17 protein-coding genes are annotated in these 15,149 nt (G+C 70.6%); 3 read left to right on the top strand and 14 right to left on the bottom strand.

All coding sequences use genetic code 11. The features are described from left to right. Window positions 1-3: 3 nt before the first annotated feature. The 9 genes from ABZX11_RS09700 to ABZX11_RS09660 all read right to left on the bottom strand — a co-directional run bounded on the left by ABZX11_RS09700 (window position 4) and on the right by ABZX11_RS09660 (window position 7,718). Window positions 4-360, bottom strand: a complete 357-nt coding sequence (locus tag ABZX11_RS09700; RefSeq protein ID WP_176174397.1) for a hypothetical protein — start codon at window positions 358-360, stop codon at window positions 4-6. Between the two features lie 195 nt (window positions 361-555). Beyond that, window positions 556-1,989: an MBOAT family protein gene (locus ABZX11_RS09695; protein ID WP_354911460.1), complete on the bottom strand. Its 1,434-nt coding sequence runs from the start codon at window positions 1,987-1,989 to the stop codon at window positions 556-558. A gap of 53 nt (window positions 1,990-2,042) precedes the next feature. Continuing rightward, window positions 2,043-2,999, bottom strand: coding sequence for a 23S rRNA (guanosine(2251)-2'-O)-methyltransferase RlmB (gene rlmB, locus ABZX11_RS09690; RefSeq protein WP_176174399.1), 957 nt, complete (start codon window positions 2,997-2,999; stop codon window positions 2,043-2,045). Between the two features lie 29 nt (window positions 3,000-3,028). Further along, a complete protein-coding gene (gene cysS / locus ABZX11_RS09685; protein ID WP_354911457.1) occupies window positions 3,029-4,417 on the bottom strand; it encodes a cysteine--tRNA ligase in 1,389 nt (462 codons plus the stop codon). 43 nt (window positions 4,418-4,460) lie between these two features. Further along, a complete protein-coding gene (locus ABZX11_RS09680; RefSeq protein ID WP_176174401.1) occupies window positions 4,461-5,147 on the bottom strand; it encodes an HAD family hydrolase in 687 nt (228 codons plus the stop codon). Between the two features lie 57 nt (window positions 5,148-5,204). Next, entirely contained in the window at window positions 5,205-5,600 is a 396-nt protein-coding gene (locus ABZX11_RS09675) for a PPOX class F420-dependent oxidoreductase (RefSeq protein WP_176174402.1), read from the bottom strand. Between the two features lie 402 nt (window positions 5,601-6,002). After that, window positions 6,003-6,470, bottom strand: a complete 468-nt coding sequence (gene ispF / locus ABZX11_RS09670) for a 2-C-methyl-D-erythritol 2,4-cyclodiphosphate synthase (RefSeq protein WP_354911454.1) — start codon at window positions 6,468-6,470, stop codon at window positions 6,003-6,005. Next, window positions 6,467-7,081 carry a 2-C-methyl-D-erythritol 4-phosphate cytidylyltransferase gene (locus ABZX11_RS09665; protein WP_354911451.1) on the bottom strand — a complete coding sequence of 205 codons (615 nt, stop codon included), beginning with the start codon at window positions 7,079-7,081 and terminating at the stop codon, window positions 6,467-6,469. The genes ispF and ABZX11_RS09665 overlap by 4 nt, the downstream gene beginning before the upstream one ends. 145 nt (window positions 7,082-7,226) lie before the next feature. Then, window positions 7,227-7,718 (bottom strand): CarD family transcriptional regulator, encoded by a 492-nt coding sequence (locus tag ABZX11_RS09660; protein WP_004559016.1) that lies wholly within the window; start codon window positions 7,716-7,718, stop codon window positions 7,227-7,229. 286 nt (window positions 7,719-8,004) lie between these two features. On the opposite strand from ABZX11_RS09660, the gene ABZX11_RS09655 reads away from it, so the two are divergent. Both ABZX11_RS09655 and radA read left to right on the top strand, forming a co-directional pair. Next, the gene (locus ABZX11_RS09655) at window positions 8,005-8,697 is read left to right on the top strand and encodes a hypothetical protein (protein WP_176174405.1); all 693 of its coding nucleotides are present in this window, start codon (window positions 8,005-8,007) and stop codon (window positions 8,695-8,697) included. Window positions 8,698-8,762: 65 nt separating this feature from the next. Further along, window positions 8,763-10,121, top strand: a complete 1,359-nt coding sequence (radA, locus tag ABZX11_RS09650; RefSeq protein WP_176174406.1) for a DNA repair protein RadA — start codon at window positions 8,763-8,765, stop codon at window positions 10,119-10,121. Here radA and ABZX11_RS09645 read toward each other — a convergent pair whose 3' ends face one another. Next, window positions 10,122-11,177: a CU044_5270 family protein gene (locus ABZX11_RS09645; protein WP_354911448.1), complete on the bottom strand. Its 1,056-nt coding sequence runs from the start codon at window positions 11,175-11,177 to the stop codon at window positions 10,122-10,124. After that, window positions 11,170-11,763, bottom strand: a complete 594-nt coding sequence (locus ABZX11_RS09640) for a sigma-70 family RNA polymerase sigma factor (protein WP_354911445.1) — start codon at window positions 11,761-11,763, stop codon at window positions 11,170-11,172. Before ABZX11_RS09640 ends, ABZX11_RS09645 begins: the two co-directional genes overlap by 8 nt. A 218-nt stretch (window positions 11,764-11,981) precedes the next feature. Between ABZX11_RS09640 and ABZX11_RS09635 the strand changes: the two genes are divergently transcribed. Next, on the top strand, window positions 11,982-12,575 hold the full coding sequence (locus ABZX11_RS09635) for a C39 family peptidase (protein ID WP_176174409.1): 594 nt from the start codon (window positions 11,982-11,984) through the stop codon (window positions 12,573-12,575). Here ABZX11_RS09635 and ABZX11_RS09630 read toward each other — a convergent pair. From ABZX11_RS09630 to ABZX11_RS09620, 3 genes are all read right to left on the bottom strand, one after another. Next, window positions 12,572-13,837 carry an alpha/beta hydrolase gene (locus tag ABZX11_RS09630; RefSeq protein ID WP_354911496.1) on the bottom strand — a complete coding sequence of 422 codons (1,266 nt, stop codon included), beginning with the start codon at window positions 13,835-13,837 and terminating at the stop codon, window positions 12,572-12,574. The two genes, ABZX11_RS09635 and ABZX11_RS09630, sit on opposite strands and share 4 nt — an antisense overlap. Before the next feature lie 48 nt (window positions 13,838-13,885). Next, window positions 13,886-14,452 carry a helix-turn-helix domain-containing protein gene (locus ABZX11_RS09625; protein ID WP_354911442.1) on the bottom strand — a complete coding sequence of 189 codons (567 nt, stop codon included), beginning with the start codon at window positions 14,450-14,452 and terminating at the stop codon, window positions 13,886-13,888. 94 nt (window positions 14,453-14,546) lie between these two features. Further along, window positions 14,547-15,074: a hypothetical protein gene (locus ABZX11_RS09620; protein WP_354911440.1), complete on the bottom strand. Its 528-nt coding sequence runs from the start codon at window positions 15,072-15,074 to the stop codon at window positions 14,547-14,549. Window positions 15,075-15,149: the final 75 nt, after the last annotated feature.

Raw genomic sequence — 15,149 nt, 5'->3', positions numbered from 1 at the left:
GCTTCAGCCGATCGGGACGAGCGTGCCTTCGGGGCGCTGGCTGGGGACGAATTGGGCCATCAGGCGCATGGGGGCCGGGTGTGGGGAGAGCACGATCGAGGCGAACGGGGTGATCGTGTGGTCGTGGCCGCTGTTCGTCTGGAGGTGGACGCTCACGTGGACGTTTCGGTCCGCTGGGATTTCGAAGGAGACCGAGCCCCAGGAGACTATGTACTGGCGGCCGTCGATGCTGGCTATTGGTGCGTAGGCGCGGACTGTGTGGCCCAGGTGGGGGATTTCCACTGTCAGGAGGCGGCGGGGGCCGTTGTGGTTGTCCACGTACGGGATCACGCCTGGGGTTTTGGAGAGTTCGGTGGTCAATGTGGTCCTCTTCGGGTTTTGGAGGCTGCCGTGCTCCCCCTGCCAACCCGAACGCCGGATTGTTCAACGGCCGTGAGGGCTTGTCAAGGCGGGAAAGCGTGCCTTGACAAGCCCTCACGGCCGCTGATGCGGCTGCGTATCGGGTCGGCAGGGGGGTGTGGTTGCCGGGGTTCTTTTGTGGGTCGATGCCTCTTTTTAGAACTGGTAGTAGAGGAAGGGGCTGAATGTTCCTGTGGCGATCAGGATTGCCGCGTACAGCAAGCCTGCCGTCATTACTCCTATTCTCAATGCTGTTGCCGGGCGGCTTCTGCTCGACTCCAGCAGTGGGCCCGTTACCGGGTGGGCCGGCAGGACGAACACCGCCATTGCCGCCAGGAGGAGGACCAGGCGCTGGTTGGTGAACGCCTGCTCCACGTTTGCTCCCAGGCCCTCGAAGTCCGGGATCAGCATGTGGCCGATCATCGACAGCGCGTGGCCCAGGTCCGGAGACCGGAACAACACCCAGCCGAACACCACCAGCAGCATGGTCAGTGCCCTGCGCAGGTAGCGCTTCCACGGTGTCGCCGGGTCCAGGTCGAGGCCGAACCGGCGCTCGATCACCAGGAGGGCTCCGTGGTAGCAGCCCCACACCAGGAACGTCCACTGGGCTCCGTGCCAGAAGCCCGTCAGCACGAACACTATGCAGAGGTTCCGGTACGTCTTCGCCGCTCCCTGGCGGTTGCCGCCCAAGGGGATGTACACGTAGTCGCGGAACCAGCGGCTCAAGCTCATGTGCCAGCGGCGCCAGAACTCCGTGATCGTCACCGACGAATACGGCCTCGCGAAGTTCTCCGGCAACCGGAACCCCAGCATGCGGCCCAAGCCGATCGCCATGTCCGAGTAGCCCGAGAAGTCGAAGAACAGCTGGAGCGTGTAGCCGATCGCCCCCAGCCACGCCGTCGCGAACGTCATCTGGTCCGGCGGGACCTTGAAACACGCGTCGACCAGGGGACCCAGCGAGTCCGCGATGATCGCCTTCTTGCACAGGCCCAACGCGAACCTGGGGAAGCCCGCCGCGATGTCGTCCAAGCGGTGGGAGCGCTGCTGGGGGAGCTGGTCGGCGATCTCGCGGTAGCGGACGATCGGGCCCGCCACCAGCTGGGGGAACATCGCGATGTACGCCGTGAACGCCACCGGGTTGCGCAGGGCCTGGCGCTCGCCGCGGTAGATGTCCACCACGTACGAAATGTGGTGGAACGTGTAGAACGAGATGCCGATCGGGACCACCAGGCTCGCCACCGGCACGCTGCCGCCGAACCAGTGGGCCACCGCCGCTATCTGCTGCGTCGCGAAACCCGCGTACTTCCAGATCAGCAGCACCGCGACGTCGAGCGAGACCACCGCGATCAGCATGCGGCGCCGGCGGAGGCCGTGGACGTCCCAGGGGCTCGGGGCCAGCAGGGGCCCCACCAGGAAGTTGACCACCATGCAGCCGAGCAGCAGGAACACGAAGGCGCCGGCGCCGATCGCGTAGAACAGCAGGCTCGCCACCGCGATGATGCCGTTCCGCCAGCTCCGCGGCAGCACCAGCACGGCGATGAGCACCGCCGGCATGAAGTACCACAGGAAGAGCGGCGAAACGAACGACATCGGGTCCCCTCGGTTTATCCGACGGTGACCTTAACCCGACCGGGTGGTCTTCGTCAGACCCGCCCGGCGGCACGGCGGCGGCGTGCCACCTCCGCGAGCAGCACACCCGCCGCCACCGAAGCGTTCAAGCTCTCCACGCCCGCCGCCATCGGGATCGACACCGTCGCGTCGCACGTCTCGCGGACCAGGCGGGACAGGCCGCGGCCCTCCGAACCCAGCACGATGACCAGCGGATCCGCCGCCAGCTCCAGCTCGTCGATGTCCACCGACCCGTCGGCGTCCAGGCCCACCAGCATCAGGCCGTCGTTCGCCCACGCCTTGAGCTGCCGGGTCAGGTTCGTCGCCACCGCGATCGGCAGCTTCGCCGCCGTGCCCGCGCTCGTCCGCCACGCCACCGCCGTCATCCCCGCGCTGCGCCGCTCCGGGAGCAGCACGCCGTGGGCGCCGAACGCGGCCGCCGAGCGGATCACCGCCCCCAGGTTCCGCGGGTCGGTGACGCCGTCGAGCGCGACGAACAGCGGCACCTCGCCCGAGTTGCGGGCCACCGCCATCAGGTCGTCCGGGTGGGCGTACTCGAACGGCGGGACCTGCAGGCCCAGGCCCTGGTGCACGGCCCGGTTCGTCTTGCGGTCCAGCTCCTCGCGCGGGATCTCCAGGATCGAGATGCCCTTGTCGCCTGCCAGCCGGACCGCGTCGTTGACCCGGTCGTCGATCTCGATGTTCAGCGCGACGTACAACGCCGTCGCCGGGACACCGGCGCGCAGCGCCTCGACCACCGGGTTGCGCCCGGCGATCAGCTCCGGCTTGTCGGCCTTCTTCTGCCGGGCCGCGTCGCGCTTGGTCTGGGCGTTCGCCTGGCGGTAGGCCTTGTGCCCGGGACGGTCCTCCGCCTTCGGGGTCGGGCCCTTGCCTTCGAGGGCCTTGCGGCGCTGACCGCCCGAGCCGACGACGGCACCCTTCTTGGTGCCCGCCTTGCGGATCGCGCCCTGGCGCCGCGAGTTGCCTGCCATGGTGAAAGTTTCCTTGCGTTGTAACGAGATCAGTCGGACTTCACAGTCCACTGCGGACCGTTGGGGGTGTCCTCCACCACGATGCCCGCCTGGGAGAGGCGGTCACGGGCGGCGTCCGCGCGGGCGAAGTCCTTCTCGGCCCGGGCCTGCTGGCGCTCGGCCAGCAGGCCTTCGACGATCCGGGACAGCGCTTCTTTGGTGGGCGTTTCGGAACCGCCCGCCTCGGACCAGCGCGCGGACAGCGGGTCGAGGCCGAGCACGTCGGTCATCGCGCGGACGGCCGCGGCGAATTCGAGTGCCTTGGAGGTGTCGCCCGCGTCGAGGGCGGCGTTACCGTCCCGGACCGTGGTGTGGACCACGGCGAACGCCTGCGGGGTGGCGAGGTCGTCGTCGAGGGCGTTCGCGAACGCCTCCGGGATGGTGCCGACGCCGACCGGATCCGACTGCGCCGCGCGGCGCAGGAACGTCTCGATCCGCCGGTAGCCCTGTGCGGCCTCGGAGACCGCCGCGTCGGAGTACTCGATCGTCGACCGGTAGTGCGGCTGGACCAGGTAGTACCGCAGCTCCGGGGCCCGGTAGCGCTCCAGCATCGCGGGGATCGACACGGTGTTGCCGAGCGACTTCGACATCTTCTCGCCCGACATGGTCACCCACGCGTTGTGCAGCCAGAACCGCGCGAAGGCGTCGCCCGCCGCGTTGGACTGGGCGCGCTCGTTCTCGTGGTGCGGGAAGACCAGGTCGATGCCGCCTCCGTGGATGTCGAACTCCGCGCCGAGGTACGCCGTGGCCATCGCCGAGCACTCCAGGTGCCAGCCCGGCCTGCCGTGTCCCCACGGCGTCGGCCACGACGGCTCGCCCGGCTTCGCGCTCTTCCACATGGTGAAGTCGCGCGGGTCGCGCTTGCCGCGGGTCGGCGTCTCGCCCTGCTGGACGTCCTCCAGGACCTGGCCGGACAGCTTCCCGTAGCCGTCGAACGACTTCACCGAGAAGTAGACGTCGCCGTCCGCGACGTAGCCGTGGCCGCCCTCGATGAGGCGTTCCATCAGCTCGACCATCTGGGTGACGTGCCCGGTCGCGCGCGGGTTGATCGACGGCGGCAGGCAGCCCAGCTGCTCGTACGCGGTCTCGAAGGCGCGCTCGTGCGTCGCGCCCCACTCCCACCACGGCCGCTCGTGCTCGGCGGCCTTGGTCAGGATCTTGTCGTCGATGTCCGTGACGTTGCGGACCAGCAGCACGTCCAGTCCATTGTGGACGAGCCAGCGGCGCAGGACGTCGTAGTTCAGGACGCCGCGGACGTGCCCGATGTGCGGCACGCCCTGCACGGTGGCCCCACACACGTAGATCGACGCCGTTCCGCTACGGACGGGGTGGAACTCCCGTACGCTCCGGGTCGCCGTGTCGAAGAGGTGAAGGGTCACCCTCAAAGGGTACGGGGTCGGGGGTGAGCGACGTCGCAGGCCCTCAGCCGACGCCGAACCCGCGCAACGCCGTGAGCAGGGCGTCCGGCCGTTCGGCCGTGGGCAGCGGGTCGACCAGCGCGAATTCGCAGCCCAGCGCCCGGGCGCCGCCGTCGGCCTCTTCGCTGTCGCCGACCATCAGCGTCTCGGTGGCCGGGACGCCGAGGGCTTCGACGGCCTTGCGGAAGATCTCCAGCTCCGGTTTGATCGCCCCGACCTCGAAGGACAGCACGAATTCGTCGACGTAGGCGTCCCACCCGCGGGCGGTGAAGGCGGGCCGGATGTCGAAGGCGATGTTGCTCAGCACGCCGACCTTGAGGCCGCGCTCGGAGGCCGCCTTCAACGCGGCCTCGGTGTCCGGGTACGGCGTCCACTGGCTGGGATCGATGAGCCGGTCGTACAGCGCCTTCGCCTGGTCCGCGCGCGGGACGCCGGACTTCTTCAGCACCTCGAGGTACACCTTCCGGTGCAGCTCGGGGTCGCGGTCGCGGTGGTGCCAGGCGTGCAGGTGCTCGGCGTCCAGCTCGACGACCTGGCCGACCGGCGCGGTCATCCGGCGCATCAGCTCGGCCTGCGCTTCGATGTCGAGCGGGTCGCCGTTGTGGTTCGTCAGCTCGGTGAGCCAGGACTCGTCCTGCTCGAGCCGGAACAGCGTGCCGGAGAAGTCGAACAACACCGCCCTGATCGTCATGGTCACCAGCCTAGCGAGGCCGCGGGCCCGGAAGAGGCGCCCGCGACCCGCGTCACGTCACGCGGCGTAGCCGGTGACCTTGTCCGGGACCACGCGCACGACCACCCGGACGACCTCCGGCGGCTCGGTGCGGAAGTCCTTGCCGTCGTACTTGTGCGACAGCTCGTTGATCAGCTCCCGGCCGCCTTCTTCGGTGATCTCGGCGCGGCCGCGGACCTCGACGTACTTGAGCGGGTCGGCGAGGTCGAAGACGGACAGCGAGACCCGCGGGTCGCGCCGCAGGTTCCGCTCCTTGAGCCGGCCGCGGACGGTCGCGAAGAGGACGGCGTCGCCGTCCCGCTTGGCCCAGACCACGGAGGTCTGGACCGAGCCGTCGGCGTTGATGGTGGCGACCACCGGGAAGTTCTTGCCGTCGAAGAGGGCCTTGGTGGCCTCGTTGAAAGTCACACCCATGGTCTGGACCCTATTTCACGTTGCCGGCGATCTTGTCGGGTTTTCAGCCGCACGACCACCCGTTGGACGTCGGGGCCCTCGGGCGGCGGGTCCTGGGCGAGGTACTTGCGGCTGAGTGTCTTGGGCGCTGGTGGGCCGGCCGCGAGAGGGCGACATGGATTCGGCTCGGTGATCGGGATGTTCAGCCTGATCACCGCGCAGCTGGCGGACCGCGGCCGATGTTCGGACCGCTGCCGACGGGGCACTCCGCCTCGCCCGCGCGCGCCCACCCTCCCTGGGGGAACCCCCACGTCCAGTCTATCGGGGCCGGGTGACGAAAGCGGGAAAAGTCACAGCCGGCACCCACCTTGTCCACACCTCGGCCGGGTTGTGGACAAGTCGCCGAACCGGCGTCGGCGGGACTTATCCCGCGGCGAGGAGCAACGCCGTGGCGAAGGCCGCGATGCCCTCGCCGCGTCCGGTCAGGCCCAAGCCGTCCGACGTCGTGCCGGACACGCTCACCGGGCCGCCCACCGCCTCCGACAGCACCTTCTGCGCCTCGTCGCGCCGCTTGCCCACCCGCGGGGCGTTGCCCACGATCTGGACCGTGGCGTTGCCCACCCGCCAGCCCGCCGCCTCGACCAGGCCGCGGACCTCGGCCAGCATGTCGGTGCCGTGCGCGCCGTCCATCCGGGGATCGCCGGTGCCGAACACCGCGCCCAGGTCGCCGAGGCCGGCCGCGGACAGCAGGGCGTCGCACAGGGCGTGCGCCGCGACGTCGCCGTCCGAATGGCCCGCGCAGCCGTCCGCCTCCGGCCACAGCAGGCCCGCCATCCAGCACTCGCGGCCCTTCTCGACCGGGTGGACGTCCACGCCGTTGCCGATCCTCACAGCGTCTCCTCGTTCTTCGGTGCCGCCGCGATCGCCTCGGCCAGTGACAGTTCGAACTCGCTGGTGACGCGCATCGCGTCGGGGTGGCCGGGGACCGTCGCCGCGCCGGTGGGCGCGAGGTCCGGCCGGAAGGCCTCGAGGGCGTAGCCCACGGGCGTCTGGAGGGTGCGCAGCCGGGTGCGGTCCTCGGTGCCGACGATCAGCGATGCGGCGTCGGTCACCTTCACCGTGTCGGCCATCGGCAGCACCGGGACGACGACCGGCGCGCCGTCACGGACCGCGCCGATCACCTCACGCACGGTGTGCGCAGGAATGAAGGCCCGCAGCGCGTCGTGGAGGAGTACAACTGAATCACGGGCGAGATCGGGCTCGACGGCGGCGAAGGCCTGCCGGAGCGAGCCGGGTACCACCCGGCAGGCGAGGCCGCGCACGGCCTCGGAAAACGACGAAGCACACCGCTGGGGGGCCGCCACGAGAACCAGATCGATCTCCGGTACGTCGAGCAGCCCCCGCACGGTGTGCGTGAGTAGCGCCTCACCATGGACCGGCGTGAGAGCTGACTCTCCGTCGGAGGCATGATGTGCAACGGTCACGATCGCGGCGACGTTCATCGGTACGCGATCGTAGAGGCACCCGCCCTCCCGCAGGGCAGGACGCCTGGGGGTTGAGAGCCTTGTTCAGCCGTCGGCCGGGGCAACGGTCACCGCGGGCGGGTGGCCTGCGGCACGTAGCGCCGTCCTGACCCGAACAAGATTCTCAGACCGTCGCGGTTTCCAGAACTTCGTCGAGGAGGACCTCAGCCTTGTCCTCGTCGGTGCCCTCCGCGAGCGCGAGCTCGCTGACCAGAATTTGCCGCGCCTTCGCCAGCATGCGCTTCTCGCCGGCTGAAAGTCCGCGGTCCTTCTCTCGCCGCCAGAGGTCGCGCACCACTTCGGCCACCTTGTTCACATCGCCGGAGGCGAGCTTCTCGAGGTTGGCCTTGTACCGACGAGACCAGTTGGTGGGCTCTTCGGTGTGCGGAGCACGCAGAACGTCGAAGACCTTGTCCAGTCCTTCTTGCCCGACGACATCGCGGACGCCGACGATTTCGGCGTTGTCTGCGGGCACGCGAACCGTGAGATCCCCTTGCGCGACCTTGAGGACGAGGTACTTCTTTTCCTCGCCCTTGATCACACGGGTCTCGATGGCTTCGATGAGTGCGGCACCGTGGTGCGGGTAGACGACGGTCTCTCCGACCTTGAAAACCATGTGTCCTCTGCCCCTTTCGCTGACTCCATCCTAGCACGGGCCGCCAGTGCCCACCTAGCGGGCCGAACTCGTCCTCGCAGGTCAGCGGCCTGGCCGGGGGTTGACAAACGTCCGCCCCCCGTGCTCACGCAGGTAGCGGGGAAGCGTTTCGTCACAGGCTGGGAATTCCTTTGTGGACGGTTGATCTTGGTCGCCGCGCCTCGGCAACGCACACCCGTTCCGCGGCGGAGATCGCCCCCGGCTAGTCTTCGGGGCGACGAGGCCGTGAAAAGGGAAGGACTGCGACGTGAGGCTGCAGAATCGTCGCGTGCTCGGCGCGGGCGTGCTGGCGCTCGGTGCCGCGCTCGTGCTCGCCGGGTGCGGGGCCGGCCAGATCACCCAGACCGACTCGCAGCAGCCCGCGGTCAACGGCACGCACGCCCAGGTCAAGACCATCGAGCTGCGCAACGCCGCCGTCCAGTACCCGAAGTCGGGCCCGGGCTACCCGGCAGGCGCCACCCCGGCGCTGACCCTGACGATCGTCAACAGCGGCGCCCAGGACGACTCGCTCGTCTCGGTGACCACCGAAGACGGCGGCCAGGCGACCATCGCCGGCTCCAAGACCGTCGTCGCGATGCACTCGCTGGTCATCGGCCCGGACGACGCCGTCGAGTCCACGAACGAGGTGCAGGCCACGTCCTCGGCCGCGCCGACGTCCTCGAGCGCCCCGGCCTCCTCGTCGAGCACGCCGACCGGCAGCAGCTCCGCGAGCAACAGCCCGGGCAACCTGACCGCCACGGCCACCTCCGAGGTGCCGTCCTCCGGCCCGGCCGCGACGCCGACCGCGCCCGAGAAGGTCGGCCAGGCCACCGTGACGCTGCCCGCGCTGAAGCAGCCGCTCTGGCCGGGTCAGGTCATCAAGGTCACCTTCGTCTTCCAGAACGCCGGACCGGTCACGGTCGAGCTGCCGGTCGCGGCGCCGGCGCACGCCGAGGAGTAGCCCGGAACCGGTGCCGCCCGGCCGGGCGTCCCGGTTTTGTCGGTGGTCGCCGATAGCCTCGCGGGGTGAAGAAGGGGACCACCTACCGCTGCGGCAGCTGCGGTTACGAAGCGGCCAAGTGGCTGGGCCGGTGTCCGGAGTGCCAGGAATGGGGCTCGTTCGAGGAACGCGGTGCGCCGGTCAAGCCGGCCATCCAGCGCGTCGCGGCCGGGGCGCCGAGCGCACCGGCGCGGCCGATCGGCGAGGTCGACGTCGAAGCGGCGCGGGCTCGTCGCACCGGCGTCCCCGAGCTCGACCGGGTCCTCGGCGGCGGCCTGGTGCCGGGCGCGGTGGTGCTGCTCGCGGGTGAGCCGGGGGTCGGCAAGTCGACACTGCTGCTCGAGGTCGCCTACCAGTGGGCGAAGACGGTCGACCGGTCCCTGTACGTGACCGGCGAGGAGTCCGCGGGCCAGGTCCGGTTGCGCGCTGAGCGAACGGGCAACGTCCACGACCGGATGTACCTGGCCGCCGAGAGCGACCTTTCGGCCATCCTCGGCCACGTCGACGACGTCAAGCCGGGCGTGCTGATCGTCGACTCGGTGCAGACCATGGCGTCCCCGCAGGTCGACGGCTCACCGGGCGGGGTGACGCAGGTCCGCGCGGTGACGTCCGGGCTGGTCGCACTGGCCAAGGAGCGCGGGCTGCCGGTGGTGCTGGTGGGGCACGTCACGAAGGACGGCTCGGTGGCCGGCCCGCGCGTGCTGGAGCACCTGGTGGACGTGGTGCTGCAGTTCGAGGGCGACAAGCACTCGACGCTGCGGATGGTCCGCGGCATCAAGAACCGGTTCGGCGCGGCCGACGAGATCGGCTGCTTCGAGCTGCAGGAAGAGGGCATCGTCGGGGTACCGGACCCGTCGGGGCTGTTCATGAGCCGCACGGCCGAGCCGGTGTCGGGCACGGCGATCACGGTCTCGCTGGAGGGCAAGCGGCCGCTGCTGGGCGAGGTGCAGGCCCTGGTGTCGTCGACGGCGGCCCCGCAGCCGCGGCGCGCGGTCAGCGGCCTCGACTCGGCCCGGGTGGCGATGGTACTGGCGGTGCTGGAGAAGCGCGGCGGCCTCAAGCTCGGCGACAAGGACGTCTACGCGGCCACGGTCGGCGGCATGAAGATCACCGAGCCGGGCATCGACCTGGCGCTGGTGCTGGCCCTGACGTCGTCGTTCGAAGACGTGGCCCTGTCACCCCGGCTGGTGTCGGTGGGCGAGGTCGGGCTGGCCGGCGAGATCCGGCGCGTGCCGAGCGTGGGCCGCCGCCTGGCGGAGGCGGCCCGGCTCGGCTTCACGCACGCGCTGGTCCCGCCGGACTCGGGCAAGCCGCCGGCGGGGATCCGGGTACTGGAGGTGGCGAACGTCGCGGACGCGCTGAACGCGGCCAACCACGCGCGCTGATCACCCCGAGGTCCGCGTGATGGCGTAGGAGTACAGCGTGTCCGGCGCGTCGGGCCGCTGCGGGGAGACGGGGAACTTCGTCGTCGTGGTGTTCGGCGTGGCCACGGAGCTCGGCGGCGGCAGGGACGTGGTCAGCGGTATCGCCTTGTTGCGGACCATGGCCAGGGGCGGCACGCTGTCCGCGGCCACCAGCCGCGCCGTCGCCGGGTCGACGAACAGCCGGCGGCCGGTGTCCTTGGCCGCGTAGACGGTGGCGGGCTGCCGGTCCGGCGTGGCCTGGTGGGGTGCGACGTAGATGCCCGGAACGTTGGCCAGTGCGTCCAGCAGCGCGGACCGGACATCGCGGGGTGGCAGACCGGTTTCCAGCACGCTCCGGACCATGCCGAGCACCTCCGTGGCGGAGTGCGCCCGGCCCTTCTGCGGGCCGTCCGTTTCGAGGGTGTCGGTGGACAGCCGCTGGGCCAGCTTCTGCCGGTCGGGGACGAGCGAGGCGATGAAGGCCGCGTCCGGCGTCAGCCAGCTCAGCCGCGGGCCGGGGAACACGCCGGCGGGTCCGTATTCGTCGACGGGCTTGGGCAGCAGTTCGCCGGACCCGTGCGCATCGCCGGTCACCGTCGTGCGCCGGTGCCACACGCCGGTGGGATCGGCCGGGATCCAGAGCTCGATCCGCCGCTGGACCTTGGTCGCCAACCCCGGCACGACGTACGTCGACCAGTCGCGCATCTCCGTGTAGTGGAACTCGCCGGGCGCGAGCGGGCGGTCGACGTCGGTGAGCCCCGCCGGCCGGGACGTCTCCGGCGGGTCCGGCGTCCACAGCGCCGCCGCGACTCCGAGGCCGCCGACCAGGGTGACCACGGCCGCGGCCACCGCGAGCCACCGCCACGCCCCGGCCCGGCGCGGCTCCGCGGGCGGAGCCTGCTCGACCCCGGCCGCCGCCAGCAGGGATGCGCGGGCGAACGCGAGGTCGTCGTCCTCGGCCACATCGCTGTTCAGGTCTTCGAGCGCCGCGTCCAGTTCGGCTTCGGACCAGATCTTCCGGACGTTGTCTTCACGCAAGGTCCTGCACCTCCTCTTGGGCCGGGGCGTTCGTCCTGAGCCAGCGTCTGATCCGGTGCAGCCGGGACCGGACGGTACCGGGCGGGATCCCGAGGGCTTCGGCGACCTCGGCAGGCTCCAGCCCGGCCCACGACACGAGCAGCAGCGTGTCGCGGTCGGCCGGGCTGAGCCGGGCCAGCGCGCCGGCCAGCTGGGCCGCCCGCACCTGGGCGTCGACCTGCTCGGCGACGCGGCCGTCGTGGCCGGCGTGACTGCCTTCGCCGGTCCGCGCGAGCCGCGCGGTGGCCTGCAGCCCGCGCAGTTCGGACCGCACGTGGTGGCGCAGCAGGTTGGTGGCGATGCCGTAGAGCCACAACCGGGCGGTCCCCAGCTCGGGGCGGTAGCTCTCCCGCCGCCGCAGCGCGACGAGGAAGGTCTCGGCGACCAGGTCGTTGGCCGGTTCGGGACCGACGCGGCGGGCCAGGTACCGCCGCAGCTGCCCGGCGTGGGCGTCGAAGAGCCGCCCGAACGCCGGCCCGGGCTCGGGTCCGCCCAGGTCCGGGCGGTCGTCCCCCCAGAGCTCCGAACCCTCGTGGATCACCTGCATGCCCCCAGTTGCCCGCAGCGCGCACGAGCGTTCACGCGAACTGTGCCATTCCGGGGCTTCGCCCCGGGCCGGGGGCTTCGCCACCCGGAGCCCCCTCAAGAACCCGACCTTCGTCGTACGCCGTCCAGGGGCGGGTGAGGGACAACCGGCGATCCTTGCCGAGATCATCCCGAAGTGAGGCGCTGGCCAACCGGCGTCACAACTGGGGAAGGACCGTCATGCGCAGATTCCGCCTCGGCTTCGTCACGCTCGTGGCCGCCATGGGGCTCGTCGCCCTGCCCGCCGTGGCGCAAGCCACCACCGAAGCCGTCCTGAACATCCAGTACCAGGTCCAGCAGACCGGGTACTGGTGCGGGCCGGCCGCCACGCGGATCGCCATGTCCGCGCGGACGTCGAACCTGCCGAGCCAGGCCACCCTGGCCGCCCAGCTCGGCACCACCACCAACGGCACCGACTGGATCGGCCAGGTCACCGGCGTCCTCAACCGGGACCTCGGCACCTCCTGGTACGAGACCAAGGAGATGCCGAACGACCCGCCCACCCAGGCCCAGCGTGACCTGCTGTGGCGCGACATCGTGCTGGACATCAACAACGGCTACCCGATCGTCGCCAACATCGTCGCGCCCGCGAACAACCACCCGCCTGGCTACCCGAACTACACCGTCTACCACTACTTCACCGTCATCGGGTACGACAGCTCCGACATGACGGTCAAGATCGCCGACCCGGCGAGCTTCGGCGGGAACCAGATCTACTGGCTCACGTTCAACCAGCTCGCGACGCTGATCCCGCCGAAGGGCTACTCCGCCTAGACGCCCAGCAGGCCCCAGTAGACCGCCCACGGCACGAACAGCACGCCGCCGGCCAGCAGCAGGCCGAGCCGGAACCCGCGGGTCCGCCACCACGCCACCGCCGTGCCGATGGTGGCGGCCACCGCGCCCAGCGAAACCAGCTGCAGCGCCAGCCACGGCAGCGGCCGCCCGGCGACCACCGGGCCGAGCCCCTTGCCCATGCTCAGCTGGATCACGACGTCGACGACCAGGAACCCGAGCACCGCGAGCAACCCGGTGACCGACAGCCAGCGGGCCGGTCGCGCGATCCGGCGGACCAGCCCGGAGCCGAACGCCACCAGCAGCAACACCAGGACGGCGAGCTGCAGCCACGCCGGCTCGTACCAGGACAGCGGTGTCACCGCGGTGCTCTGCCGCTCCTGCGGCGGCGGTGCGTCGGCGGTCGACGCGCCGGGCGGGTGCTGCACCCAGCTGCCCACCAGTTCGAGGTAGCCGGGCGCGTACCCGGGCAGCTTGTCGAAGCCGTCCGTGGTCCGGCGCAGCTGGTGCTGCGCGTCCGGGAAGACCCGCAAGGTGTGGTGGGCCACCGAATCCCGGAAGATCCGGACCGCTTCACCCGGCGGCGTCAGGACGTCCTTCGCGCCCCACAACCCGAGTACCGGCTGGCGCAGGCTCTTCAGCACCGGCACCGGGTCGTAGTGCGGCTCCGGGAACACCCCGCCGCCGGCGAGCTGGCGCAGCATCGTCGACGACGCCATCGGCACGATCGACCCGGTCATCCCCAGCCGCCGCAACTGGTTCTCCACCGCCCACGACTGCTGCCGCGCCGGCTCGACGCCGTTCGCGCCCAGCGTCACGACGAAGGCGACGTCCGAAGAACGCGAAGCCGCCAGCGGCGCCACCCAGCCGCCTTCGCTCAGCCCCCAGACGCCGACCCGGGCCGGATCGACGCCGGATCGCTTGCGCAGCGCGGAAACCGCGGCCAGCGCGTCGTCCGCGAGTGTGGCGTAGGACCGTTCGAACTGGGAGTAGCCCTCGGTGCGCTTGTCGTAGATGAGCGTCGCGATGCCCTGCCGGGCAAAGGCTTCCGCCTGATCGCGGTAGTCGTCCCGGCTGTGCGCCCCCGAGCCGTGGACCATCACCAGGCCCGGCAGTTTCGTGCCGCCGGGTGGCGCGACGACGGTGCCGTGCAAGGTCACCGCGCCGTTCCGGAACGACACTTCGTCATTGGTCACGTCCGCCGCCGACGCCGGTGGCGCCAACGCCGTGACCGCCAGGATCACCCCGGCCGGTAGAACCCCTCTTCGCATGTCAAACCCTCTGGTGTCATGTCAATCCCCTGGATCAGGGAAGCCGAGCCAGCGCACGAGCACGCGGCGCGCTTCCGGTGACCGGTCGTCCTCGCTCCGCCAGTACCGGCGGAACAGCGCCATGTAGTCGTCCCAGAACTGCTTGAGCTCCTCGGTGGTGAGCCAGGTGCCGCCGCGCGCGTGGAGCAGGGCGTCCGGCCAGTCGCCGGGCAGTTCTTCCCGCTGTTCCGCGAACCGGCTGAGCTTTTCGAGGTCGTCCTCGAACCCCTGGCGCTGCATGTCGTCGAACAGCAGCCGGGATTCGGCGCTCTGGGCGCTGCGGCGCGGCCACCGGATGTCCCGCGGGCGCGTCCGCCACCACCGTTCCTTGCCCCGCGCGAGCTCCGGAGCTTCCTCGACGAACCCGAACCGCGCCAGTTCCCGCAGGTGGTAGCTGGTCGCGCCGGTGTTCTCGCCCAGTGCCTTGGCGAGCTTCGTGGCCGTGGCCGGGCCGGCCGACAGGACGCCGAGGATCCGGCGGCGCAGCGGGTGCGTGACGGCCTTCAGGGCGTCCGGATCGAGCTCTTCCGGTGGTGGAGCGCTGGTCATGAGCCCACTGTAGCCATGCAAAGAAGATTGTGCAAAGAAATCTGTGCAACTCGGCGCAGACCGGTGCCCAGCGGCCGGACCGTCTCAAGTGGACTTACCAGATGGGGTGGTCGCTGAACTTCCGGAGCGTCTGCACCGAGGGCCGCACGTAGAACATGCCCGCCAGGAAACCCAGGGTGGCGAAGGCCAGCGTCGAGAACGTCGTGAGCAGGTCCGGGGCGCGCAGGGACGGGCTGTCCGCCCAGACCCGGAACACGATCGGCACCGCGAACGACCCCAGGATCAGCACCAGCGTCAGCACGTAGGTGACCAGCAGCGCGTTGCGGGTCGCCGCCGCGCTGGCCACCACCAGGTAGTCACCCCGGAGGCAGCGGCGGCACGTCAGGACCAGTACCGCGATGGCCAGCACGCCCAGCGGCGGCAGGACCGCCGCCGCCTTGCCCAGCAGGGTGTCCGGGAACGCGTGGCCGTGGACGATGCCCTGGAGGAACGTCGTGAGGCCGAACAGGAGCACCATCCCGGCGATCATCGAGCAGCCGACGACCACCGAGCCCCAGCGCACCCGGACGGCGAACCGCGGGGGCAGCGGCACGAACTCGACCTGGCCGAAGGTCCCCTGCACCCGTCTCACCTCCGAAAGCCGTGAAGGCCACAGTAAGGGACTGACCATCCCTTGTTGTGGCCTTCACGGACTTTC

This window comes from Amycolatopsis sp. NPDC004169, from assembly GCF_040610315.1.
Taxonomy (GTDB): domain Bacteria; phylum Actinomycetota; class Actinomycetes; order Mycobacteriales; family Pseudonocardiaceae; genus Amycolatopsis.
The sequence above is the reverse complement of the archived record's forward strand: the minus strand, read 5'-3'. Positions and strand labels throughout refer to the sequence as shown.